The following is a 22,314-nucleotide window of genomic DNA, read 5'->3' as shown; positions in this document are numbered from 1 at the left end:
CGGCGCTGCGCGGCGGGCATGCGGCCTGTTCCGTCCGGTCCCGCCGCGCAGCGCCGACCACACCCGCCAGTATGCAGCGGGCACGGAAGAAGCCTCGACAGTCTGTACTAACCGGAATCCGTGGATCTATGAGCTATCTCGCGGCAATAGAACCGGTCCCAGGAGCGTCGGGCGTGTGCGACGTGCCATCGGCTCGCTAAGCAATATCGGCCCGCACATCTGATGCTTATAGAAGCTTGTCGATGGATGCGTCAATTCCAGCAGTACGCAGTTCGCGCACCAGATCTATCTGCCAACCTCTGTTGTTATCGAGAGCGACATATGACACTCCGAGATAGTCGCTGGGGAGTTCAACGCCTTCCTGGTAAACACAAGTAACTTTCTCGCGTCCGAGAAGGCCGATGAACAAGCCCAGTTCAAGGATAACGTTTTGGCGGGCTCGTGGCTTGAGGTCATCCGATGAAGCGAGACATCCCTTGTCATCCCCGGGGAGGAGTACAACAGCGAAAGCTGCCCTGCTTGCCTGAGTAAGCAGCTTGCCCAGGATGTCCGCGCCCTTGCCTGCGGTCTCATCCAGAACGATGATCTCCCTCTCCGTGGCGCGACCAAGGAAACCTCGAATCGTCTCCCTGGTTGCATGGTCGCGGCCGTGGACTAGGAATATTTCGTTTCCCCCGCTTGCCAGTGATGGTTCAGGGGATACCTCGGCCCAAAGTTCTACACGATCGTTGATCGAGTCTAGCGTTCTCAACTTTTCTTCGATTATCCTCTTGAGGAGTTCGGCAACCTCGGCATCTTCGGACGGCGTTCCGAACTTCAAGTTCAGGATATCCAGGTCATGCTGACCGTATTCATTTTCTGGTGATATCGTGAGGGAGCCGTGGACCTCAAAAGCGTTCTTGAGAAGAGTCGTATTAAATTCATCCCATGTGAGGAATTTGTTCCTCGCGGGTGTTATGTTATCTCGGCCCTCATGGACTGCGGTAAGGATTTGCGTTCCCTTCAGCTTCTGGCTCTGGATCTGATTGCGGAACTTTTCAAGATTCACTTTGAGTCGTACGCTTCCCATGTTGAAAGCATATTGAAAGATCGCAGGCGGCGGGGTGGCTTCAGCAGATTCTTTGCATGTCGGTTGAACGAGCGTGAAGCGGGGGCCTCGCGGCCCCCAGCCCCCCGCGGGCCGGAGGGCACGCCCGCGCGAAGCGGTCTGTCACACCGTCTCGCCGTTCGCGCGGGCGCACCCTCCGGGACGGGCGTCCGTGCTAACGCTGGTGCTAACAGCGGGGTTGGATGATCTTGGACGGGTGTGGACCCGCAGGAGGGTGCCGCGCTGGTCAGGGGACCCTAGAGGACGTTCCTGGACGGTGCTGATCTTGCTACGGATCAGACGGCGATGGTTGCGCCCTACGATCGCCACAGCGTGGCTGGGGTGGGTTGCAGGGTCGGGGGCGATCGCTGCCGCGCGGCTTCCGGTGCTCGGGCCGTGGCCGGCCCTGCGCTCCGGGTCCGCTTGCCCTCGGATCATCTGGGCACCGTCGCCGTACCGATCGGGCCGAGGACGCGCAGGTCAGAGGCTACGGTGACGGGCAATTAGCGGGCAATTAGGCAGGGTGACCAGGGGGCAGTAGCGGTCACTCGCGGTGCGGGGGAGCACCAGGTCAGGCCGCCTAGTGGGGAAGATCGGTTGGGTTCCCAAGCTGACAGCGCGGGTTCGATTCCCGTCACCCGCTCCACCACAAAGGCCAAGGCCAGGGGCATGATCCCCAGAACCTGGGCCTTGATCGCTTCTGGCTGTCGTCACGGACGGGCCATCAAGCCACCGGCACCAGTGCCCCCCTCGCGCCGCAGTCCTCGCCACCCTCCCGGCCGCGCTCTCCCCGAACGAGGGCATCAAGGGCGTCCGCGATGATGCGGTAAGCCTTGGCCAAACCTGTGTTGGTAGCGCAACGTGGCCCGCTCGTTGTCATGCTCCATGCGCGCCATTAGGTTCTTGGTCGAGACGCCCATGTCCGCCGCAAGTTGGTTGCCGGTGTGCCGGAAGTCATCGAGCTGATGACCTGCGCCGTAACAGTGCGTCCGGCGTCCACCCGGTGGGGAGACCTTGCCCCGGGGCCAGACTCGCAAAGCAGTACGGCGTCTCAGGGACGACCGTCAGCAACGCGATCGCTGTCCTCTGCGAAGAAGGTATGGTCACGACCTTCCAGGAGCCGGGAGCGCAACCGTCGTGGCAACCCCGGGCGGGCAGAGGTCGGCGAGACCTCACCAGAACGAAGCGAGGAGTTCCGGTCTCTGTCCAGCAACTAAGGGAAATCCGAGGCCAACTCGGGAGCCTCAGTACGAGGCACGACGACCTGGACGAGAGTACTAAGGTCCTCTAGTCCGAGCCGCGTTGCTGACCATTCCGCGCGTCGCCGAAGAGCAACCACCGTGCGGCACACGGCCCCGCGGCGCCTCGCCGTCCCGTGTCACACGGCATCTTGGCCTCGGCCATCCGTCCGGAGGCGTGACGGCCGTGATCAACTCTTGAGGCGAGATCGCTTCCACGAGGCGCCACCCATCCTCGCAGCGCACCAGCGCCCACAGTGACCGGGTATGTGGCCCCCACCAGCACGTGGCCCCGAAGTTTTTCGAGATCTCGGCGAGGGCTACCCCGGCGTCCATCAGGCTCCGCCCATCCTCCACAACGGTTTCGCCTCAGCGACCCACCTATTCAGCGACCCCGTCACCCGCGACACCGCCAGCTCGACATCCGAGCACGGCGCCAACAACTCACCGGTACTTGACCGGTACCACCACTCACCATCTCTGCGGACGACGGTCACGCTGTCACCCAGGTCCGCAACTTCGGTGAAGTGCACGCGCAAGATGGGTGGCGTCTCGGCGTACCTCGGTTCCACCTTCCATCCGAGCCGCCGCAGCGCCCGCGCAAGCCGGTTGAGCAGTCGCCGTGCCGTCCATGGCCGAGGCAGCACGACCGGTGCCCCTGGGGGAGCTTGCACCCGCCGTGCCGCCTCAGCCTCCCCCCAGACCGGCCGGCCCATCTCTGGATCGGTCTCACCTGGTGGTGGGAAACTCCACACCAGCATCACCAGGCTCCCCTCATCCGGCAGGCCACGCGTTGCCGCTCGTCCTCCAACGCCGCACGCAGCGACGCCGAGTCCGGCTGGATCACCGTCGCGTCGACGCCGGCGGCCGGGTCGTGCAGCGTCGCCACCCAGTCACCCGGACACCCGTCCCAGCGCTGAGCCCGCCATATCCGGTGACCGGTGAACTCCTCCTGGAGCCGACGCAGCGCCGGGTCATCGTTGTGCGGTCGCGTTTCCATCGCACGTCTTGATGTGGAGTCATTCATCTCAGGCCGCTCCGAACTCGTTCGCCGGAGCAGGGGTAGCGGCTCCGTGAAACCGAGCCGTGATCTGCCGCGTCCGCGCGTGGAGTTCATCGAGTTCCGCCGTGATCTCGGCGAGTTCCGCTAGAGGGATCTGGCGCTCTTCCTCGCTCAGCCCACCGGCCTGTCCCGCGCCATTGCCATGCAGACGCGGCTTGGCGAGCCGCACCACCTTGTCTCCCGAATGCACACGACCGCTCATACCGACCACGGTGCCGTGTCAATGAAGCCGCTCCCATGTCCTGACACCGACGCAGCACTGAACTTGTCCTGCACCCAGCGCTGTGAGCAGCCCGTACCTACTGCCACACTGGGCCCCATGGCTGAACTCAACGGCGTACCTGTCACCCCGGATGAGCTCAAATCGCTGGCTCTCGTGAACTACGGTCATTTCACGTCAATGCGCATGGAAGACCAGCACATCAGAGGCTTTTCGCACCATCTAGAGCGACTCGTCCGGGACTGCCGGGTCCTCTTCGGTCATCAACTAGACCGCCAACAGGTCCGCGAGTACGTCAGACAGGCCACCGCCGGACTAGACGGCGCGTTCGTCGTCCGCGTAACGATCTACGACCCCGACCTCGAACTAGGCCACCCCGGAGCCCGAGCCGAGCCGAAGGTTCTCGTCACGACCCGCCCGTCCGGGGCGTGGCCGATGTCCCCGATCCGGGTGCGCTCCGTCCCCTACATCCGCGAGATGCCCGAACAGAAGCACGTCGGTCTGTTCGGTGCCCTATGGCATCGCCGTAACGCCCAGCTCGACGGATTCGACGACTGTATTTTCACGGACCCGAACCTCTACGTCTCCGAGGGAGCAACGTGGAACATAGGCTTCTTCGACGGTCAGCAAGTCATCTGGCCTAATGCCGAAGTGCTCACAGGCGTGACCATGCGCCTACTGCACCAAGTGCACGACGCGACTTCCCTTGCTCCCGTCAACCTCTCCGACTTGCCTCGCATGGAAGTCGCATTCGCGACCAACACCGCCATTGGAGTGCGTGCGATCACCGGCATCAACGAGGTGGAATTCCCAGACACCCATCCGATTCTGGAGACTCTTCGCAAGGAATACGAAGAGATCCCGGCCGAAGCAGTCTGAGAACCGCCCCGCTACGGAGAGCACGACATGCCCCCTACAGTCTCACGCTGGACCGGCAAGGAAGCGCGCGCCCTACGGGAGTCAAAACGCGTGAGCCAAGTCGAATTCGCGGCGGAACTCGGCGTAAGCGAGCGGATGATCGTCAGATGGGAGAAGGGGAACGTCACCCCTCGACCCATCAACCAGCAGGGCCTTGATACCGTCCTTGCGGCCTGTAGCTCCGACGTGCAAGCACGCTTCGCCGAGATGATCAGCTTGACGGGCCGGGCCTCGTCCACACAAGATCCGGGCGTGTCCTCAGAGCAGCCAGCAAGCCCCGAGCCAGAGCCGGACGTACCCGTTGGCGACGAAGACCAGGCCAGGCACCCGATCGACGGGAAGTTGATGACGCTGGTCCCGGCCGGTGTCTACTTCGCAGGCGAGAACAGCGAACCGGTCTACCTCCCGGCGTTTTATATCGACGTGTTCCCCACCACAAACGCCGACTACGCGCGCTTCGTCACTGCGACCGACCACAAGCCGCCGCAGCACTGGGAGAACGGCCAGATCCCCGAAGGACTCGAAAACCACCCCGTCGTGTTCGTCACATGGCACGACGCCCAGGCATACGCCCAGTGGTCCGCCAAGACCTTGCCCAGTGCCCAGCAATGGGAGAAGGCAGCCAGAGGCACACGAGGCGAGATCTACCCCTGGGGCAACCAGCGAACTCCAGCAAAGGTCAACTGCCGAGAGGGCGGGAAACGCAGCACGACCCCCGTTGACTGCTACGCAAGCGGCGTCAGGCCCTACAACGTCTACGACATGTGCGGCAACACTTGGGACTGGTGCTCGACCGAGTCCGAGCCCGGCCGCTACGAGCTGAAGGGCAGCGCGTTCACGAGCCCCTTCCTACGCTGCGCGCCGTCCACGTTCAACGACGCGTCAGCAGACATGCACGACGACGACACCGGCTTCCGCTGCGTCACCCCAGCCGAGACCATGCGAGCCCTACTCAACGTAAGAGGCCAGCCGACCCCGACGTGACCCCACGACCCCCGCGCCCGGATGAGAACCTTCTTTACGTCTTTAAAGGCGCCCGCTACGCGGTCGCCAGCGGCCGCCCGCCCCGGCGCGCCGGGCGTGCGGCCTGTCCCGTCCGGTCCCGCCGCGCAGCCTGGTCGAGGCCGCCCCAGCCCAGAAGGCACCGAAGAAGGCGGCTAATAGTTCCAACGGAGTAGACGCCCCTGGCGCCGGGCATGGCTTCTAGGCTGGCGAAGCCTTGGCTGGAATCTACCCATGTGCGGGTGCGACCCTGCAATCCTGCTAGATTTACGAGGCCACCGATGTCGGAAGGTCAACTAGCTACCCCATAGCCCTAGCAGAACGCCACTGAGTACTCCTCCCGCCGTACCTTCTAGGAGAGTGCGCAGTGAATTTCCAAGCACACGAAGCCTATTATGGTCGGGGCGCTTGACGGCAGCAGCCTGTGCTATCTCGAACAATAGTTCATCGACTTGATGTTGAGCTTCCATCGATAGGTTCAGTGCTGGAATCGCTTGCTCTACCGCCTCAGCGAATCTCCTTATTGCCCCAACGTCAACAGCATCATTGTCGTTTTGCGCTACGAAGCCAATGCCCTGGCGGATCGAGCCATCGCCGATCACCAAGTTCCCTGTTGGCCCGTGAAGGTTGTATGTCTTATGACTGATAGTATGACGTTGAGATTCCTTCATCCTATAGGGGTCCCCTCCATGGTGATCGAGACAGATTAGACCGCGGTCAGTTATTCGAGCTGTAAGCGAATCGGTCGTGATGCGCCCCGGACTATCTTCTCGTGAAAATGACGTGCTAGTATAAATTCTAGATGAGTCTTCATCATCAAGGGCGCGCACCGCAATAAAATTTTCTAGCTCCATTTGCTGCATCGCGTCGAATAGCTCATAAATAGAAGCTGGCGGCCCTATTGGCTCTTCATGGAAGCTCAGGAATTTTTCCAGCACCGCCGATCGTAGGCGCCATGGAGGTTCGTCCCCTCCCAGCCAGCGCAGAAGGGCCTTGCATATCTGGGACCTTCGGCCATCGCGAACTCGCGCCTGCCGTGACTCCTCGGCAACCGCAGCGCCGCTATCGGTAAGTTGCGCGACCTCCCAGCCATTGACCTCCTTGAGGTTTATCAGGCCATCCTTTTCGTAGTGGACGAGGATTCTCGCCTCTAGCCCATCTATTGACGGGGCGCCCACATATTCACCCCACATATGCTGCGGCCATGGAATGTTGGAGTAGCGGAAAATTCCAGGATTATAGTACTTAATCCAAGGGCGAGCACCTCTGACTCCAATACAGCAAGTCGCTTCAGGTTCTCTCCATAAGCGGCGAGACCTATGATCATCACTCAAAGCAAGCAGCCATTGAAGGAATAGCTCCTTACGGACGGAGTCAACTCTTCCGCTATCCACCACCCTTGACTCCTCACGCTCTCGACATGCAACTGACTGCTTCGATGGATGGTACCAAGGTTTCGTCCTCGTCCTGGACAATCTAGGAACTTCGCTGCGAACAACCAAATTGATCACGATGATCATAGGTCCGCTGGAGGCTCAGGCTGTGGACTATTGTGGCTTCCATGTGCCTCATGCGCTTGCAATTGACGTGGCTGGTCAGACAGGTTAGATACGCCCGAAGCGGGGGCTTCGTATCCCCGGCCCCCCGCGGGTCGAAGGCCACGCCCGCGCGAATCTGTCCGTCGCAACGTCTCGCCGTTCATGCGGCGTATCCTCTGGGACGGGTGCGCATGTTAACGGCGGTGCCAACAACGGGGTCGGATGACCTTAGACGGGGATGGACCTGCGGGGCGTTGCAACGCTGGTCAACGGGTATGTGTGGCGTGCCTGGACGTCGCTGATCTTGCTACGGAGCAGACGGCGATGGGTTGCGCCCTACGATCGCCACAGCGTGGCTGAGGTGTGTTGTGTGGTTGGGGGCGATCGCTGCCGTGCGGCTTCCGGTGCTCGGGCCGTGGCCAGCCCTGCGCTCCGGGTCCGCTTGCCCTCAGGTAATCGGGTGCTGTTGTCGTTCCGATCAGGTCGAGGACGCGCGGGTCAGCAGCTACGGTGCCGTGCCATTAGCGTGCCATTAGGGGCGGTCAGTGAGGGGTACTCACGGTCACTTGCGGGACGGTCGAACGCCAGGTCGGCGGGGGGCACGGCCGAGTTCGCCTTGGTTCCCAAGCTGACAGCGCGGGTTCGATTCCCGTCACCCGCTCCCACCACAAAGGCCAGGTCAGTGACTCATCGCTGACGCTGGGCCTCCTCTGTTCATCAGCCACGGTGCCCGATTTCTTGGGCTTGCGGCGCTTCTTGCCTGCTTGCTCTTCTTGAGTTCCCGCGCGGCCATCTTGCCGAGCAACGAGGCGATCTCCCAACCCCGTTTCCCCGGAAGTCGTGGAGCACACACGTGTGACTGCTCACTGAAATCGATGGTGTCGTCAAACGCCAGGTGGCCATGGGGCCTGGATCGTGCCGGTGGGTGTGTTCAGGGGGTGGCGGGTTTGCGGGCGGTGAGCAGGCGGGTCGGGACCCACGGGCTGCCCCACCACGCGCGCCAGCCGAGGCCGCGCACGTGGATGTCCTGGGCGTTCAGCCGGGCCAGCACCGCAGCGTACTCGCGGGGGGTCCGCGCCAGGTCGGCGATCAGCAGGCGGCCACCCGGCCGCAGCACCCGGTACGCCTCGGTGATCGCTTGGGCGCGGGCGTCCGCGCCGAAGATGGTGTGCACCGTCAGGCTGGACACGACCAGGTCGAAGCTTGCCTCCGCGTACGGGAGTCTGCGCAGGTCACCTCCTTGCACGCGGACGCGGTCGGCGACGCCTTCGGCGCGGGCGTTGCGCAGGGTCGCCGCTGGGGTGTTGCCGGACTGGTCCCGTCCGCGCCACAGGTCCACGCCGACCGCCTGGCCCTGCGGGAGGTGCCGGACTGCGGCCAACAGGACGGCGCCGCGTCCGCAGCCGAGGTCGAGCAGCCGTTCGTCGCCACGCAGGTCCAGATCGTCCAGCACGTCCCGCCAGACCAGGAATTTGCCGCGCAGGGTGGTGTGCAGGCTCAGGGCCAGGCACCCCGCCAGCAGGGTGCCGGAGATTAGCGCGGGCAGCGCGGCGGCCAGATCGGCGCTGATCGCCATCACAAGCCCTGTCACCCAGAACCCCAGCACGACTAAGCCCACGAAGCTGAACCCGTAGGGCGCATCCATTCCGTATCGCGCGCCAGGCATCCCGCCACTCTGCCACGAACCGGCCGTTTCCGGGCTGGCTCCGACGCTCTGGTCCACCGCCGACCAGCTCGCCGCCGATTTCATCCGCGACGGCGACGTTTGGGCGGGTGCCGGGCTGAGCGCGTGCCTGGATTTGGCGCTCGCGCTGGTCGCCGACAACCACGGGCAGGACGTCGCGCTGCGCGTGGCACGGCAGCTGGTGACCCTTTTGAAACGGGCCGCCGGGTAGGGTAGTTCAATGTTCCGCTCGGTCCGGTCTTCTCTACCCCGCGGGTCGGCCCGGACGGCGGGTGCGCGACCTCTTCGGGTCGGTCCCGTCGCCCGGGCGGGCTGTGGCTGTTGCCGGCGCGACGCTGTGGTTTCTCCGCAGTCCGGCTCTGCCGCAGTTCTAGGACGCTTGTGCCGGTGGTGGGTCAGGTGGCTTTGCCGCGGGCGATGTAGAGGTTCATGTTGGTGAAGTCGAGGGTGAGGTTGTAGGGCTTGAAGAAGCAGTGGGCGAAGTGGCCGATCGCGTCGAAGCCTGGGCCGAAGGGCCAGGGCACGTTGACCGGCAGGTTCGGGTCCGTTTCGCAGTAGACCTCCTTGGCGACGGCGTCGCCGAGACGGACCTCTTTCGGGTAGCAGGGGTAGGTGACGGTCGGGTGGCTGTGGCCGAACGTCTCGAGCGGGCGGTCGTGATCGGTGCGGATCCGCAGGCGCTTCGTTGTTTCCCCGGACATGCCCACAACATTCTCGCCGGCTCCGCCGACGTTCACGCCGACCACGCCTGTTCCGGTACCGGCGTTGCCGACGAAGCTGCCCCTGCTGTGACACATCTGCTCGCGGGCCAGCCACAGGGGCAGTGGCTTGGTGCCCGCCCGGGCGGCATCGGCGCGTACTTTTCTGGTCGCCTCGGGGGTCGGACGGCGCAGGATCAGCGAATGGCCCGCGTAGTCGAAAGTGGTCAGCAGGTGGTAGAAGACCCACGTGCCGATGAGGCCGTCGTTGGTCTTGGGAGGCGCATCTTCGGCCGACTCCGCCTCCGACCAGTTCACAGGGATGTTGCGTAGTTCGATGTCGCCCAGCTTGAAGGAGTCCAGCACCCCGAAGTACGACCACATGATGTGGCCTTCGAAGTCGCTCTTCACCTTGTGGACGGGACGTAGCCCGGCCTCTTTGGCCACTTTCGCAGAGAGGCCCAGCCACCCGGCGCCGGTGTAGAAGCTGAAGCGCCTCGGGGGCCCGCCGTTGACCGAGGCATCGACCTGCGGCTCCGGGTCCACCTGCTGCCATGGCACCCGCGCGATGTCGCCGTGGATCTGATACGTATCGCCGCCGACCGCCGCGAACCATTTGGCGTAGGCTTCCTCGCCGGCCGCCTGCCAGCGCGGCACGGAGAGGGAGAATTTGTCTTGCCGGATGTAGCAGTCGCCGAGGAGCGCGTTGGTCTCCTTGTCATCGGGCGCCAGGTTGAGGGCCATCGTGAGGTACTTCTCGGCTTCGGGGAACTTGTTGCTCAGTAGGCCGACGTAACCGCGTTGACGAGCCGCTAGCAGGTTCGAGGGGTCCTTCTTCAGGATCTCCTCATAGGCGCGGCCAGCCTGCTCGAACTTCCCGGCCTTGAACAACGCTTCCGCGTCGCCGCCGTCGGCGCGCGCCGCGGCCGTCCCGCCCAGTAGCGGTGCCGCCGCGGCGGCACCGGCCACTACGGCTGCGCCCTGCAGCAGTGAACGCCGGTCCCATGCTCCGTCTTCGGCCACGGCCTTCTCCTCTTTCGTGATCACCTTCCGAAACCGAGGGCGACCACGCCCTCGGGACGGACCACTGGGGTCCATGTCTCCACTGAAGGCGGAAGAGTGTTGCCGGGGCGTATGCGATTTTTGATACGTCCGCGATACACCCCAGTCGGGCTCATTAGCGAACCGGCGTACTTCGGCAGCGATGAGTACGCGCTGTGAGTGACCGCGGCGGCCCGCCTTGAAGGTGTTAGAGGGTAAGCCTCAATCTGGGCGTTGGTACGTCGAACGGTTCTTCGCTGGCGGGCTATCAGGTGACGGGCGTCAGCGTCCGGCCGCGCCGGCGTCCCGTGCCGTCGGTTATGTCATCTGATGTACGCCCGGCATCTGGCCGGGACGCTGGTCACGAGACGGTGCTTCCGGGTCGCAACCAAGGCAGCGCGCGACCGGTGGGGGGTAGTGAGTCGGGACGCAGCTCTGTAGTGCCAGATTGTGACTGCTGTCCTGAGGGTGTGATCCTCGCTTCTCGTGGTTGGAGGGCCCCTGGGTCGCTGTAACCGTCGTGCGTATGTAGTTGTGGAGGGTTCGCCTGTTGGACAAAGGAGAGTCCCGATGAGGACGCGTGTATCCGCGGGGATGGTGTCGGCACGTGCGCTGAGCGCCGGTCGTCGGCTGGGAAGAGGTGTCAGGCAGCGGAGAGTACGGCCTCTTGTCGTGGGTGCGCTGATGGCCGCGCTTCTTGCCTTCAGCACGGCGATCGAGTACGGCATCGCCACCGGCCACGACCACGCCGCGCTTGCTTCAGACGGCAGTGTTGCTGGGGATAGTCCGATCGTCACCAACGGGGACGGTACCGCTCTTGGTCTGGGGCGGTAATAGCTAGCCGTGTACCGAAGGCTGTGGTGCTGGGTGGGTGCAGGCTAGGCATTCGGAGAAGCTGCGTGGTGTGGCTTGGAGTGAGTGACTCGGACGCTCAAGCAGAGTCGGACGGACGTCGCAAGGTGACGGTTCCGGCGTCTAGGTCGACTTTTGTGCGCGGAGGCGCACAGTCGTTCTCCTCGTCCCGCAGCATTAGTGAGGAACGGCGCTGCTCCTGCTGATGGCGGTGCGTGCCGTGGAAGAAGGCGTCCAGTTCGCCGACGGCGACCGCGGACACCGGACGGCCCACCTCGTCCCGCCTCCAAGGCAGGTGGAACCTGCGGTGCGCCCACAGGCCGACACGATCGAGGACGGCGAAGGCGACCAGTGCGATCACGAGCCCGGGGATCGTGATGAAGGCGATGACTGCCACAGGCCCTCCAACGGACCAAGTCGGTGAGTGGTTCCGCGGGTTGGGGCAGGGCAGGTGGCCCCCTGGGCGGGGGCTTTCAGGTCGGTGAGATAGGCGTTGACGGTGTTCTCCATGCAGGGACCGTTGGTGACGCTTCCGTGCCCGTGACCGTCGTAGGTTAGGAGAACGCCGCTTCGGCCGAGTTGACGTGTTACCGACCGTGCCCATGAATAGCCGGTGGCGGGGTCGTGCAGGGCGTTCGACAGGAGGATCGTCGGGGCGCCATTGACCTTGAGACGGTGCTGGGGGTTGTTGGTGGGCGCGCCCATGCATGAGGCCACCATGCGGAGAGGAAGCAGGTACGGCATGTCCGGGGCGGTCCGGTTCAGCGTCCGTACAAGTGAGGCGTACTCGCGGTGGTCGCGGACGGGCAGGCGGAAGTCTGAGCAGAAGATCGGGGCGCTTGGTGGAAGAGGGGAGAGGACGGCGGACCCTGCCGGGAGGGGACGACTCTTCTCGAGCGCGAGAATCGTCTGCGCCAGGCCGGCGAAGTCGGCCTTGTAGAAGGCGCGGAACGCGATCGTGTTGACGAGGTCGATCGACGACAGGCGGGCGCCGGGCTTGGACGGGTTCTCCAACTCACCGCGTTCCGCGCGGTCGAGTAGGTCCTTCCAGACCGCTCGTACATCGCGGCCATGTAGTGCGCATCCTGTGTTGGCGGTGCACCATTTCACGAATTCGTTGAAGGAGTCCTGGGCCGCGAGGCCCTGGTCGCGTAGGAGGACGCGAGCGGTCGGAACGCTGTGATCCAGCACGCTTTCCAACACCATGGCGCGAATGCGGTGCGGGTACGTCTCGGCGTACTGGGCACCGAGCATCGTCCCGTAGGAACTGCCGTGGAAGGTCAGTTTGGGTTCGCCGAGGGCGACGCGAACGGCCTCCAGGTCATGGACGGTGCTCAGAGTGTCGAGATGGTCGAACAGCGGACCGGTGCGCTCGCGACAGTCGGCGCGCAGCTTGGTGTTGTAGGCGAGAGTGGCCCGAAAGGCGGCCTCGGTCTCGACTTTCGGTGATGGTCGTCGTGCGGTCAGGTCGTCGGAACAGGTGATGGGGTTGCTGCGTCCGACGCCGCGCGGGTCGAAGCTGATGATGTCGAAGCGTCGGCGCACTTCGGGACTGAAGCGGGAGATGCCCTCCACGACCCGATCGACGCCACTGTCACCCGGGCCGCCAGGGCCGAACACCAGCGATCCGACGCGGTCGCCCGGATCCGTGGCTTTGCGCCGGGCCACGCTCAGTTCGAACTTCGGACCGTTGGGATGGCCCCAGTCGATCGGCAGTGGCAGGGAGGCGCACTCTGCTCCTGGAGTCTCTTGGGCATCACAGCGTGTCCACTTCGGGGTGTGAGCCGGCGCGGGCAACGACGCCGCGTTCACAGTGGGCATGGTGCTCAGAGTTGTGATGCTGGAAGTGCTTGCGACGAGTCCGGCGATCACGCCGATGCGTACGGCGGTTGGACGTCCGGCACGGCGCTTGGCTTCAGAGGGTGGCATACCGCCAGAACCTACTTCACAGAGACATGTCTGCAAAGATTTCTCTGCAAAGATACCTCTGAGGAGCTAGCTGTGCTCCGTCTTCCGAGGGAGACCTGTCCAGCCCGGTGTCGGCTCCGCGGTCGAGGTGGTGGGCGCGGAACGCCGATGAGTTTTCGACTCCGCCGAGGTCTGTACCGGTGACACGTCGCCTACACGTGGGGCACCACATGGCACAGGATCTCTTCGTCGGCATCCCCGTCACGGATTACGCCGCGTCGTTGCCGTGGTACGAGAGGTTCTTCGGCAGGGAGCCGTCGTTCTTTCCGAACGATATCGAGGCCGTATGGGAGGTGGCCGAGCACCGGTACGTCTACATCGTGCAGAAGCAGGAACGGGCGGGGAACGCCCTGGTGCTGGTGTTCGTCGGCGACTTGGACGACCGGGTCGCAGAGATCGCCCGGCGCGGTATCGAGCCGACAGCGCGCGAGACGTACGAAGGTGGCGTGACCAAGGTGACCTATCGGGACGCGGAAGGCAATGAGATCAGCCTCGGTGGTGCTTCGGGCTGACGGCCATTGTTTCCGGCGCCTGATCTCAGACGTGACGTGTGGCCAGGTGGGCGATCGGGTCGGCGGGGATGGATGGTGGGACGCCGCGTGACGCTTTGGTGAATCAGGGGGTGGGCGCCGTCGGCTCGTTTAGTGGGTCGCGGCCTTGTCGTTTTGGCGGCGGACGATCTCGGTGATCCAGATGGGCGCGAACGGAGACGTGCAGCCTGGCGAGGTCGGGTAGTCCTTGAGTACTTGCAGGCGCTCGCCGATCGCGATGGCGCGGGCACGATACTCGGGGTGATCGATCCCGATCTGGGCAAGGCAGTGGTTCATCGCCCACTGGAGGCGATCCGGAGCGTCTTTCATCTGTGCTTCGATGACGTCGAGCAGCCCTGCGAGGTCGAGCCCCGCGGGATTCTTCGTCACGCGTTCTGTCGTCAGTGCCCAGCCGGCACTCGCGACCACCGGATCAGAATCGGCGGACCAGGCGAGACGCAGCTCCTCGGAATGCGGGTTCTTCTTCACCACGTAGTTCACGAGCCAGTCGTGCACCTTGGGCGTGCGGGCCTGGCGCAGCATGACGTCCAGCTCGTCGCGTTCGAACGCCTTCGGACGGCAGATCAGGAGCGCCAGCAGTCTCGCCGCGGTGTCATCGGTCTCCCAAAGCCGGCGTGCGAGTTCCTGCTGCGTCTTCAGCCGCTTTGCGAGCGCTCGCAACTTGCCGAGGTTCACACCGTGGTCGTCACCGTGCTTTTCATTGACCTCGCGTGTTCTCGGGTCGTTGAGCTCGGCCAGCTCGACCATCACCTCGGTCAGCGTCGTCTCGCCCACCTCAGCCTCCCGTCCGGCACGTGCGCATCAAGCTTACGACGGGCATCGGACGCTGGACGCCGGACGCCTATCGTGCAGTGTCGTTCGGCGGACGGCTTGGGCTGGGCTGTGTATGGCCGGTCGGGCCGTTGCGGAGGCGGTCCGACCGGCCGCTCTGGACTTGAGGTCAGCCGAGGCGGGGGCCGCGGCGGCCGTGCGAGAGGTACAACGACAGGATTTGCAGTCCCACGGAGGTCACACCGACCGCCGCCGAGATCTCGGTCTTGTGGTGCTCAAGGAAGTCGTGAATGCTGCCGAACGCAGAATGGTGATTCTCGGTCGTGAGGTGGACGTCCCCGTGAGGCGTGACCACGGTGTACTCATGCGCCATTCCCCTGAGCCCTCCTTCATGATCGACTGATTCATCCCGCACAATGATCAGCCGTACGATGCCCCTGTCGGCAACATTAACCGGCGTTGCGGCTAAACGCCAGTATTTGCCTTCCGTAGAGGAGTCGGTGTTCATTGCCTTGATGCTTTCTTGTTTCGGTTGCATATTAATGTGTATTAAGGTCGCGTTGGGAGGTGATTCGGTGCCGGAGACGGCCGTCCTGAGATGCCGCCGTCCAGGTGATGTTCTGCCTCGTGGGTTGGCGCGCGCGGACGTTGGGGTGATGCGCCGGTGCTGTCGTTGGTGATGTGGGCGAGGACGCTCAACGGTTGATCGCACCGGTGACGGACGGGCCCGCGTCCCGCGTGCGTGGTCGGTGTCAGTGCCGGGGCGCTGGTGGCGATCGAATTGACGATCCGTCGCCCCGAGCGGGGCGGGTACTCCTCGCGCATGAGCCGCCGGTCCCGGACGTCGATGCGCTTACGGTGACGGGGGCGCTCGTCGCGGTCGGGAACGGCGCCGAATTGTGCGGGCTGATGTGCCATCGGTCCGCTGTCGAACTGGCCGTCCGGTGCGGGACGGGCCTTGTGGAGTTCCTTGGGAGCTTTAGAGTCCGACGGGTTCGTCCTGCCGAGTTCGCCTCGGCTGTTGACGCCATCCTTTGGACGGCTCGATGGCCGTTGTCGCGGCGTCCAGCGGCAGTTGCCCGATCCTCTCGGTGGGAGTGACCGGGGTGTTCATGTGGCAGCGCGGTCAGGTTGCTCAGTGGTGTTGACCTGGGTGAACAGGGGTGCGTCCAATGTCGAACGGTCTCGGACGGGACGGACCTTGCCGTTCCAAGCCTTCACCGAGAAGGCTTCAGCCATCCCGGCTCCGCGACACGGAAGCGCGAGCGCGGAGCGTTCGTTGAAAGGGGATGGAGCAGTGAAGGTGGGTCTCGTCGCCGCGGCCTGTACCGTACTCGCGGTCGCGTCCAATTTCGTTCCGGCAGACGCCGGGGCCGGGGCCCGGACCGGGGCCATTGGTGGGCCCGGTGACGTCGGCCGTGGCGGCTCGTCCGAGGAGGCCGGTGTCTGGGAGTACATCGGCATGTATGTAGATCGGCGTGCATGTGGGCGGGTCGCCAATGATCTCCGCGAACATTTAGACATCCAAGGGTATTGTCGAGAGGGAGACCGTAACGGGTTCTTCTTCCTTTGGGTATGGGTGCCGTAGCCGCGGGCGAATCGGCCGGGTCGATTGCCCTCTTCTCCGCTGCTGTGCGGACCACGCCCGAGGGTGGACGGGTGCGGCGCCGTGGCGTGCAAGCGTTAGGCGACGGAGCGCAGCCGTGCGTCCAGGGCGTCGAGGTCGGGGACGAACCAGATGTGGTCGGAGCGGCCCGACTCGTGGACGAGGGCGCGCAGCGCGGAGCTGGCCGCGAGGTGCTCGGTGATGTCGCCGATGACGGCCAGCGGCAGCCGGTAGTTGGCGAACTTCTGCATGATCTCCCCGGCGAACCGGGTTCCCAGGGAGAAGAAGCGCTCGTCCAGGCGGTCCACGGGGACGGCGACCACCCTGGCGCCGAGGAACGACGCGCCGATCAGGTCCAGCGCGTCCTGCGTGGTGGCCACCGGCGGGCCGGACGGGTCGCACATCAGCACCTGGACCCCGGCACGCTCCTGGATCACGTCAGGCATCGCCGGCCTCCCGTCCGAGCAGGCCGTTGTCGCTTTCCAGGAGGACGTCCAGCATGCGCAGGAGGTCCGCGGTGTCGGACGCGCCGCCCAGTATGACGATCTTCATGCGGTTCCGTTCGGTGTCGTGGACGGTCTGGACGCGCAGCGGGTGTGCGGAGTCGCGGGCGGTGTTCGCGCCGCCGAGGATCAGCGTGCCCAGCCGGTCGGCCGCCGTCCGGTCGATGCCGTCGATCTGCACGATGCTCGACACCTCGACCGGCGCCGGGCCGGGGCGCTGGGGTGCCGGTCCGGAGCGTCCCGTCAGCGACTCCAGGTCGGTCTGGGCGATCCGGTACTGCTTGCCGATCCGGACCGCGTTGAGCCGTCCGGAGCGGATGTAGCCGCGCACGGTCCGCACGTGGAGCCCGAGACGGTCAGCCACCTGTTGAACCGAATACATCTCTTCCTTCATCACTCCCTATCATAGGGTGTTGAGGGAAAAATAGGGAAGTTTAGGGTGTGATACGAAACGTGTGATCCACTGCGTGTCCGAAGACGGGAGGAAGGAACGTGGCCCGGACGTTCGTGGTGACGGGAGGCGGCCGCGGTGTCGGCCGGGTGATCGTCGAGCGGCTGCTCGGGGACGGGCACGGCGTCGTTGTGATCGAGTTCGATCCGCCCGCCGTGTCGTGGACGGACGGACATCCCGCCGGGCCCCGGCTGGTCCCCGTGATCGGGGACGCATCGGACGAGGCCGTCGCGGAGCGCGCGGCCGACCGGGCGCAGGCCATGGGTGTCCTGTCCGGCTGGGTCAACAACGCCGCCGTGTTCCGGGACGCCGACCTCGGCGCCCCGTCCGCGGCCGAGATCCTCGGGCTCGTCGCGCTGAACCTCGACCCGGCGGTGGTCGGATGCGTCACGGCCGTCCGCCGGTTCCTGGACGCGGGGACGGGTGGGGCGATCGTGAACGTGTCTTCGCACCAGGCGCGGCGTCCCGTCCGAGGGGCCCTGCCGTATGCGACGGCCAAGGCGGCGATCGAAGGGCTGACGCGGGCGCTGGCCGTCGACTACGGTCCGCGTGGGATCCGTGTCAACGCCGTGGCGCTCGGTTCGATCACGACCGAGCGGTACGAGGCGTTCCTGGACGGGCGGGATCCGGCGTCGGCCGCGCGGGTCGAGGACGAGATGCGCCGGCTTCACCCCGTCGGGAGGGTCGGGCGGCCGGACGAGGTGGCCGCCGCCGTCGCGTACCTGCTGTCGGACGGGGCGGGCTTCGTCAACGGGGCCGTCCTGCCCGTCGACGGTGGGCGGTCGGCCCAGGGACACGACCCCGAGGAGGCGTGAGCCCCACGAGTGCCCGGCGACGAGGTTCGCGGCGAAGCCGGTGAGCGCGACGCCGGAGCTCTGCTGCATGCGGTGCTGGAACGACGGTCGGCGGAGACGCCCGGCCAGGGCGGACGTGCCTGGCCCGCGAGGTGAACGGGTGCCGCAGATCGCAGGCCGGGTGGAGCGCGGTGAGCAGTGCCGTCAGCCCGATCGCGGACGCGATGCGCCAAGGGGACGGGACGTCAAGGGGGAGGGGTGGGGTGTCTGGAAGTCGACACGGACGTCAGGGTTACTTGACGTCAGGGTGTCCTGACCGCAGACTCGTTGTCATGATCACAGCTGATGGGATGGAGAAAGAGATCACGCTGCCCGCGGCGGCGGCGCGTCATGACGCGCTGTGGGTGCGCAACGCGGTCGGCGGGCTGCCGCTGGACCGGGACGAGGTCCTGGAGCTTCTGGCGCTCGGCGAGGTGATCGCCCGCAAGGCCGCCTACGGCCGCCAGCTCGCGGTCCGCTCCGCGCGCACCGCGGGGGCGTCCTGGTCGCAGATCGGCGCCGCGCTGGGCGTCACGAAACAGGCCGCGTGGGAGGCGCACGGCCGGTGGATCGACGACCAGGCCGCGCAGAACCGCGAGACCGGCTACGAGGGTCTGGACGAGGCCCGGACGGCCGCCGCCCGCGCCCTCGCCGGCGACCTCGGAGACGAATCGTGACCCGATGACGGGTTCTGACCCTTCTTGATCGTGAACGCGCAGGTCACGCCCATGGTCATGTCGCCGGGACCCCGCGGTGTCCGCGGTCTAGAGTGCGGAGGGGAGCTGCCGACGGGGGGAAGCGGATGGGGATCGACGCCGGGACGGGCATGGGCATGGACGAGGTCGTCCGGCAGCTGCGGATGGCGACCCATGACGCGCGGGTGGCCTTCGACTGCCTCGGGCTCGGGGAGATCGAGCGGGCCCATGAATGCATGATCACCGCCAAGGCGGCAATGGATGCCGCTGAGACGTTGCTGCGGCACGACCTGGAGCGGTTCCCGGTCGACGAGATCGCCGGAGAGGGTGCGAAAGTCATGGCAGAGATGGCTGACTAGGGCTTTTGTTCCACTTTGGGGTCGAGGTGGGGGTGGCCGGAGTTTCCGGCGTGTGGTAGTGGGAAATCTGCCTCCTAGAGGAACGGAGGCGGTTGGCATGGAGGTCGTCCTCGAAATGACCCTGCCGAGGAACGCCGAGAGCGCGCCGCTCGTACGGCATACGCTCGACGCCTCCCTCCGCGGCCTCGGGGTGACGCCGGAGATCCGCGCCGACATAGCGCTCGCGCTGGGGGAGGCGTGCGCCAATGTCATCCAGCATGCGGCGGCCGGGATGGAGTACGAGGTCCGCGCGCGGATGGACGGGCTGCGCTGCGTCGTGGAGGTCATCGACGGGGGCGGCGGCGATTCCGCTCAGTGGGGCGGCGGACGGGCGCCGCTGACCGCCGAGCACGGACGCGGCCTGCAACTGATCCGGGCCTTCACCGAGGACGTCCGGATCGCCGACCGTGTGACCAGAGAAGGGTCGGTCGTGCATTTCGAGAAATCGCTGGCGAGCTGAGCGCTTCGGCCGGGTCACTTCGGCCCAAGGCGCCGTTCCGGTATTCTCCTCGGGGATTTCGGGAGTTGCCGTGGACTTCAGCGCACGCCGTTATGGGGATCGTACGATCGTGGCCCTCACGGGTGATATCGACGTCGAGACGAGCCCCCGGCTGCGCGAGTTCCTCATCGGGCTCGTGGACGCAGGCGCCCGCCATTTGGTGATCGACCTCGACGGCGTCGCCTTCCTGGACTCCACCGGCCTCGGCGTGATGATCGGTGTGTTCCACCGGCTGGGGGCCGCGAACGGCTCGATGGCGTTCGCGGGCGGCCCGGCGGCGGTGCGGGGCGTCTTCCACGTCACCCAGCTCACCAGGGTGTTCGCCTTGCACGACACGCTCGACCAGGCACTCCTCCCCGTGCGCTGACCACCGCGTCCGTAACGTGCGACGGCCCGTGACGTGCGACGGCCCGTAACCTGCGACGGCACGTGACGTGCGACGGCCCGGGAGGTGTGCTCCCGGGCCGTTCGGCACGATCGTCAGCCGGTGACCGGGAGGTCCCGCTTCACCGGGGTCGGCGCGGGAGCCTCGACGGGTCCGGGCGCGGGCCGCGGCGCGGCGACCCGTCCGCAGGTGGCGGAGGCGACCCGGAGCGTCGAGCCGCCGTTCTGCGGCAGCTGGAGTTCCATGGCGGTGACGGCGAGGCGCCCGTTGGGCAGGCGCTGCTGCTTGTTGAGGACGAGCGCGGCCCGTCCGACGCCGTCCAGCTCGACGGGGACGGTGGTGTTGGGCGGCGGGGCGGCCATCAGGCGGCGTCCGGCGGCCACCGCGTTGGCGAGGTGGGCGCTGCCCTGGCCGCCGTCGCAGGTGGCGGACACGGTGCTGGCCATCAGCTTCGCGGCGGGGACGTTGAGCCGTCCGACGGTCGAGCGGGCGTGGCCCGCGCGGGCCCGCACGTTCAGCGCGGACGCCTTGACCAGCTTGGTGCGGTCCTCGCGCAGGAGGCTCTTGCTGACCTCGTCCGAGGTGGACGAGACGGTGGGCACCGGCGCGAGCGGGATCGGCCCGGTGGCCGTCAGCCCGTATGCCGCGCCCTCCGCGCCCGCGGCGCGCGGGGCGGCGGTGCCGGTCATGGGAGTGCCCGCCATGGCGGGAGTGGTGGTGGCGACGAGACCGGTGGCCAGGAGCCCGGCCGAGGTCAGGCGTCTGAGGACAGCGCGCATGGTGAGATCTCCGATCTGGGGAAGGCCGAGCGGCGTGCGCCGGTCGGCGCGGGTCAGCCGATGAGCACGAGCGTTCCGAGCGGGACGCGCGACAGCTTCCGCAGCGCGTCCGCGGGGACCCGCACGCAGCCGTGCGTGACGGCCTTGCCGAACACCGAGGTGTCGGGCCAGCCGTGCAGGGCGACCGTGCCGGGCCCGCCGCCGAAGGTGTCCAGCGTCGCCGAGTGCGTGCCGAGCGGCAGGACGAGCGGGCTGGGCGTCTTCTTGGCGGGGGCGAGGGTGGCCATGACGAACGTGCGGCCGGACGGCGTCGGGGTCGCGGGGGCGCCCACCGCGACCGGCCACCGCCCGACCCGCCGCGAGGACCTGACCAGTGTCAGTTCGCGGCGGGAGAGGTCGACCTTGACGGTGTAGGACGTTCGCGCGGTGCGCAGCCCCGCAGCGGAGATCCAGCCGCTCGCCTGGTTGGGGCGGCTCGGCAGCAGCACGCGCCGCCAGCCGCCGGAGGTCTCCACCACCGGGACCCAGGTGGGGCCGCCGAGCTGTTCGGTGGGGAGGGTGGCGATGGTCCGTCCGCCGGGACGGTCGAGCACCGCCCTCGGGCCGGTCGGGTGCACGACCAGCCCGTTGGTGCCGGACCGCGGGGCGGCGTCCTTGGGGACGCCGCGGAGGGTGGCGAACGTGGTGGCCGCGGGTCCCTTGCGGCCCGTGTCCGCCTCCGCGCCCGGCCGCCCGCCGGCGCCCGGCCGCTCGGCGGACGCCTTGCCGGGGGACGGGCCCCCGCACGCGCCGAGCAGGAGCATGGCGGCGGCCGCCGGGAGCAGGGCCCCGGACGTCCGGACACGTCCCGGCAGGACATTCGTGGTCGCCATGAGCCGCGATATTAGTGGTGTCGAAGGCCCAGGTATCGGCAATGGAGAAAAAATGGCAACGCCATTGCGTTGGCCATGCACAATGCCGTTTAACTTCCGATTTGCCAGGCGAATTCGGAATTAAAGGAATTTGTACGCGGGCGGTCTCATCCGGGATCCGGGAGGGCGCCGCGATGGGCGTCCGGCCGCGACGCCGCCTCGTGGAACTCCGCCAGGCCCCACAGCAGCGCGTCCCGCGCCGGGGCGGGCATCGTCGCCAGCACCTGCGCCAGCTCTTCGAGCCGCCGCGTCCGCAGCCGGTCGAGGACCTCCTGGCCGCCCGGCGTCAGCCGCACGGTGACCTCGCGGCGGTCGCGGCCCGGGTCGCGCAGCAGCAGCCCGGACGCCTCCAGCCGGTCGCACAGGCGGCTCGCCGACGACACCAGCGCGCCCAGCCCGGCCGCCAGGCGGCTGACGTTGACCGGGCCGCGCTCCAGGATGAACAGGGCCCGCAGCTGCGTGGACGGCACCGGCACGTCCGCGGCGGTGTGGGGGCGCGACCAGATGTCCATCAGCGTGGACGCCGCCTCGTCGAGGGCCGCGGCGGACTCCGCGAACCCATGATCCGGCGTGGCGACCATGCCGTCCACTGTTACACACCCCGGACCCGGACGGCAGTCCGC

The 22,314-nt window shown here is 66.3% G+C and carries 23 protein-coding genes; 8 read left to right on the top strand and 15 right to left on the bottom strand.

Going from position 1 to position 22,314, the window contains the following annotated elements:
- Positions 1-226: 226 nt before the first annotated feature.
- From AGRA3207_RS19345 to AGRA3207_RS19335, 3 genes are all read right to left on the bottom strand, one after another.
- Positions 227-1,069 (bottom strand): TIR domain-containing protein, encoded by an 843-nt coding sequence (locus AGRA3207_RS19345; RefSeq protein ID WP_231336126.1) that lies wholly within the window; start codon positions 1,067-1,069, stop codon positions 227-229.
- Positions 1,070-3,085: 2,016 nt separating this feature from the next.
- On the bottom strand, positions 3,086-3,325 hold the full coding sequence (locus AGRA3207_RS19340) for a hypothetical protein (protein WP_231336125.1): 240 nt from the start codon (positions 3,323-3,325) through the stop codon (positions 3,086-3,088).
- Between the two features lie 28 nt (positions 3,326-3,353).
- Positions 3,354-3,590, bottom strand: coding sequence for a hypothetical protein (locus AGRA3207_RS19335; protein WP_231336124.1), 237 nt, complete (start codon positions 3,588-3,590; stop codon positions 3,354-3,356).
- Positions 3,591-3,707: 117 nt separating this feature from the next.
- Between AGRA3207_RS19335 and AGRA3207_RS19330 the strand changes: the two genes are divergently transcribed.
- Together AGRA3207_RS19330 and AGRA3207_RS19325 are read left to right on the top strand one after the other, a co-directional pair.
- Positions 3,708-4,487, top strand: coding sequence for an aminotransferase class IV family protein (locus tag AGRA3207_RS19330; protein WP_231336123.1), 780 nt, complete (start codon positions 3,708-3,710; stop codon positions 4,485-4,487).
- 90 nt (positions 4,488-4,577) lie between these two features.
- Complete coding sequence (locus tag AGRA3207_RS19325) at positions 4,578-5,510, top strand: SUMF1/EgtB/PvdO family nonheme iron enzyme (RefSeq protein ID WP_231336122.1); 933 nt, start codon at positions 4,578-4,580, stop codon at positions 5,508-5,510.
- A gap of 314 nt (positions 5,511-5,824) precedes the next feature.
- On the opposite strand, the gene AGRA3207_RS19320 is transcribed toward AGRA3207_RS19325, so the two are convergent.
- From AGRA3207_RS19320 to AGRA3207_RS19300, 5 genes are all read right to left on the bottom strand, one after another.
- Entirely contained in the window at positions 5,825-6,466 is a 642-nt protein-coding gene (locus AGRA3207_RS19320; protein WP_231336121.1) for a hypothetical protein, read from the bottom strand.
- Between the two features lie 1,531 nt (positions 6,467-7,997).
- Positions 7,998-8,657 carry a class I SAM-dependent methyltransferase gene (locus tag AGRA3207_RS19315; protein WP_231336120.1) on the bottom strand — a complete coding sequence of 220 codons (660 nt, stop codon included), beginning with the start codon at positions 8,655-8,657 and terminating at the stop codon, positions 7,998-8,000.
- Between the two features lie 488 nt (positions 8,658-9,145).
- Complete coding sequence (locus AGRA3207_RS19310; protein WP_231336119.1) at positions 9,146-10,495, bottom strand: aspartyl protease family protein; 1,350 nt, start codon at positions 10,493-10,495, stop codon at positions 9,146-9,148.
- Between the two features lie 925 nt (positions 10,496-11,420).
- A complete protein-coding gene (locus AGRA3207_RS19305) occupies positions 11,421-11,738 on the bottom strand; it encodes a DUF6191 domain-containing protein (RefSeq protein WP_231336118.1) in 318 nt (105 codons plus the stop codon).
- The gene (locus AGRA3207_RS19300) at positions 11,699-13,270 is read right to left on the bottom strand and encodes an alpha/beta hydrolase (protein WP_231336117.1); all 1,572 of its coding nucleotides are present in this window, start codon (positions 13,268-13,270) and stop codon (positions 11,699-11,701) included. The genes AGRA3207_RS19305 and AGRA3207_RS19300 overlap by 40 nt, the downstream gene beginning before the upstream one ends.
- Positions 13,271-13,479: 209 nt before the next feature.
- Here AGRA3207_RS19300 and AGRA3207_RS19295 point away from each other — a divergent pair, with 209 nt between their 5' ends.
- A complete protein-coding gene (locus AGRA3207_RS19295; RefSeq protein WP_231336116.1) occupies positions 13,480-13,821 on the top strand; it encodes a VOC family protein in 342 nt (113 codons plus the stop codon).
- 129 nt (positions 13,822-13,950) lie between these two features.
- Here the strand turns inward: AGRA3207_RS19295 and AGRA3207_RS19290 are convergent, their stop codons facing one another.
- The 4 genes from AGRA3207_RS19290 to AGRA3207_RS19275 form a co-directional block, all read right to left on the bottom strand.
- On the bottom strand, positions 13,951-14,607 hold the full coding sequence (locus AGRA3207_RS19290) for a DNA alkylation repair protein (protein ID WP_231336326.1): 657 nt from the start codon (positions 14,605-14,607) through the stop codon (positions 13,951-13,953).
- 193 nt (positions 14,608-14,800) lie between these two features.
- Positions 14,801-15,139: a hypothetical protein gene (locus AGRA3207_RS19285; protein ID WP_231336115.1), complete on the bottom strand. Its 339-nt coding sequence runs from the start codon at positions 15,137-15,139 to the stop codon at positions 14,801-14,803.
- Between the two features lie 1,175 nt (positions 15,140-16,314).
- A complete protein-coding gene (locus AGRA3207_RS19280) occupies positions 16,315-16,683 on the bottom strand; it encodes a DUF4180 domain-containing protein (protein WP_231336114.1) in 369 nt (122 codons plus the stop codon).
- On the bottom strand, positions 16,676-17,104 hold the full coding sequence (locus AGRA3207_RS19275; RefSeq protein ID WP_338028290.1) for a helix-turn-helix domain-containing protein: 429 nt from the start codon (positions 17,102-17,104) through the stop codon (positions 16,676-16,678). The genes AGRA3207_RS19280 and AGRA3207_RS19275 overlap by 8 nt, the downstream gene beginning before the upstream one ends.
- Before the next feature lie 128 nt (positions 17,105-17,232).
- Here AGRA3207_RS19275 and AGRA3207_RS19270 point away from each other — a divergent pair, with 128 nt between their 5' ends.
- The 5 genes from AGRA3207_RS19270 to AGRA3207_RS19250 all read left to right on the top strand — a co-directional run bounded on the left by AGRA3207_RS19270 (position 17,233) and on the right by AGRA3207_RS19250 (position 19,983).
- Positions 17,233-18,006, top strand: a complete 774-nt coding sequence (locus AGRA3207_RS19270) for an SDR family NAD(P)-dependent oxidoreductase (protein ID WP_231336112.1) — start codon at positions 17,233-17,235, stop codon at positions 18,004-18,006.
- Positions 18,007-18,317: 311 nt separating this feature from the next.
- A complete protein-coding gene (locus AGRA3207_RS19265; RefSeq protein ID WP_231336111.1) occupies positions 18,318-18,701 on the top strand; it encodes a hypothetical protein in 384 nt (127 codons plus the stop codon).
- Between the two features lie 125 nt (positions 18,702-18,826).
- Positions 18,827-19,078, top strand: a complete 252-nt coding sequence (locus AGRA3207_RS19260; protein WP_231336110.1) for a hypothetical protein — start codon at positions 18,827-18,829, stop codon at positions 19,076-19,078.
- Between the two features lie 97 nt (positions 19,079-19,175).
- The gene (locus AGRA3207_RS19255) at positions 19,176-19,577 is read left to right on the top strand and encodes an ATP-binding protein (RefSeq protein WP_231336109.1); all 402 of its coding nucleotides are present in this window, start codon (positions 19,176-19,178) and stop codon (positions 19,575-19,577) included.
- A gap of 109 nt (positions 19,578-19,686) precedes the next feature.
- Positions 19,687-19,983: an STAS domain-containing protein gene (locus AGRA3207_RS19250; protein ID WP_231336108.1), complete on the top strand. Its 297-nt coding sequence runs from the start codon at positions 19,687-19,689 to the stop codon at positions 19,981-19,983.
- Positions 19,984-20,096: 113 nt separating this feature from the next.
- On the opposite strand, the gene AGRA3207_RS19245 is transcribed toward AGRA3207_RS19250, so the two are convergent.
- The 3 genes from AGRA3207_RS19245 to AGRA3207_RS19235 form a co-directional block, all read right to left on the bottom strand.
- Complete coding sequence (locus AGRA3207_RS19245; RefSeq protein WP_231336107.1) at positions 20,097-20,780, bottom strand: choice-of-anchor P family protein; 684 nt, start codon at positions 20,778-20,780, stop codon at positions 20,097-20,099.
- A gap of 53 nt (positions 20,781-20,833) precedes the next feature.
- Positions 20,834-21,652 (bottom strand): L,D-transpeptidase, encoded by an 819-nt coding sequence (locus AGRA3207_RS19240; protein WP_231336106.1) that lies wholly within the window; start codon positions 21,650-21,652, stop codon positions 20,834-20,836.
- 146 nt (positions 21,653-21,798) lie between these two features.
- On the bottom strand, positions 21,799-22,272 hold the full coding sequence (locus tag AGRA3207_RS19235) for a MarR family transcriptional regulator (protein WP_231336105.1): 474 nt from the start codon (positions 22,270-22,272) through the stop codon (positions 21,799-21,801).
- Between the last annotated feature and the right edge of the window lie 42 nt (positions 22,273-22,314).

Source organism: Actinomadura graeca (assembly GCF_019175365.1).
Taxonomy (GTDB): domain Bacteria; phylum Actinomycetota; class Actinomycetes; order Streptosporangiales; family Streptosporangiaceae; genus Spirillospora; species Spirillospora graeca.
The sequence above is the reverse complement of the archived record's forward strand: the minus strand, read 5'-3'. Positions and strand labels throughout refer to the sequence as shown.

Excerpts from the sequence above, each read along its gene's own strand:
- AGRA3207_RS19285 (WP_231336115.1), bottom strand. The coding sequence starts at position 15,139 with ATGAACACCGACTCCTCTACGGAAGGCAAATACTGGCGTTTAGCCGCA.
- AGRA3207_RS19300 (WP_231336117.1), bottom strand. The coding sequence starts at position 13,270 with ATGCCACCCTCTGAAGCCAAGCGCCGTGCCGGACGTCCAACCGCCGTA.
- AGRA3207_RS19330 (WP_231336123.1), top strand. The coding sequence starts at position 3,708 with ATGGCTGAACTCAACGGCGTACCTGTCACCCCGGATGAGCTCAAATCG.
- AGRA3207_RS19235 (WP_231336105.1), bottom strand. The coding sequence starts at position 22,272 with ATGGTCGCCACGCCGGATCATGGGTTCGCGGAGTCCGCCGCGGCCCTC.
- AGRA3207_RS19280 (WP_231336114.1), bottom strand. The coding sequence starts at position 16,683 with ATGCCTGACGTGATCCAGGAGCGTGCCGGGGTCCAGGTGCTGATGTGC.
- AGRA3207_RS19295 (WP_231336116.1), top strand. The coding sequence starts at position 13,480 with ATGGCACAGGATCTCTTCGTCGGCATCCCCGTCACGGATTACGCCGCG.
- AGRA3207_RS19290 (WP_231336326.1), bottom strand. The coding sequence starts at position 14,607 with ATGGTCGAGCTGGCCGAGCTCAACGACCCGAGAACACGCGAGGTCAAT.
- AGRA3207_RS19245 (WP_231336107.1), bottom strand. The coding sequence starts at position 20,780 with ATGCGCGCTGTCCTCAGACGCCTGACCTCGGCCGGGCTCCTGGCCACC.
- AGRA3207_RS19340 (WP_231336125.1), bottom strand. The coding sequence starts at position 3,325 with ATGGAAACGCGACCGCACAACGATGACCCGGCGCTGCGTCGGCTCCAG.
- AGRA3207_RS19240 (WP_231336106.1), bottom strand. The coding sequence starts at position 21,652 with ATGGCGACCACGAATGTCCTGCCGGGACGTGTCCGGACGTCCGGGGCC.
- AGRA3207_RS19255 (WP_231336109.1), top strand. The coding sequence starts at position 19,176 with ATGGAGGTCGTCCTCGAAATGACCCTGCCGAGGAACGCCGAGAGCGCG.
- AGRA3207_RS19260 (WP_231336110.1), top strand. The coding sequence starts at position 18,827 with ATGGGGATCGACGCCGGGACGGGCATGGGCATGGACGAGGTCGTCCGG.
- AGRA3207_RS19335 (WP_231336124.1), bottom strand. The coding sequence starts at position 3,590 with ATGAGCGGTCGTGTGCATTCGGGAGACAAGGTGGTGCGGCTCGCCAAG.
- AGRA3207_RS19265 (WP_231336111.1), top strand. The coding sequence starts at position 18,318 with ATGATCACAGCTGATGGGATGGAGAAAGAGATCACGCTGCCCGCGGCG.
- AGRA3207_RS19345 (WP_231336126.1), bottom strand. The coding sequence starts at position 1,069 with ATGGGAAGCGTACGACTCAAAGTGAATCTTGAAAAGTTCCGCAATCAG.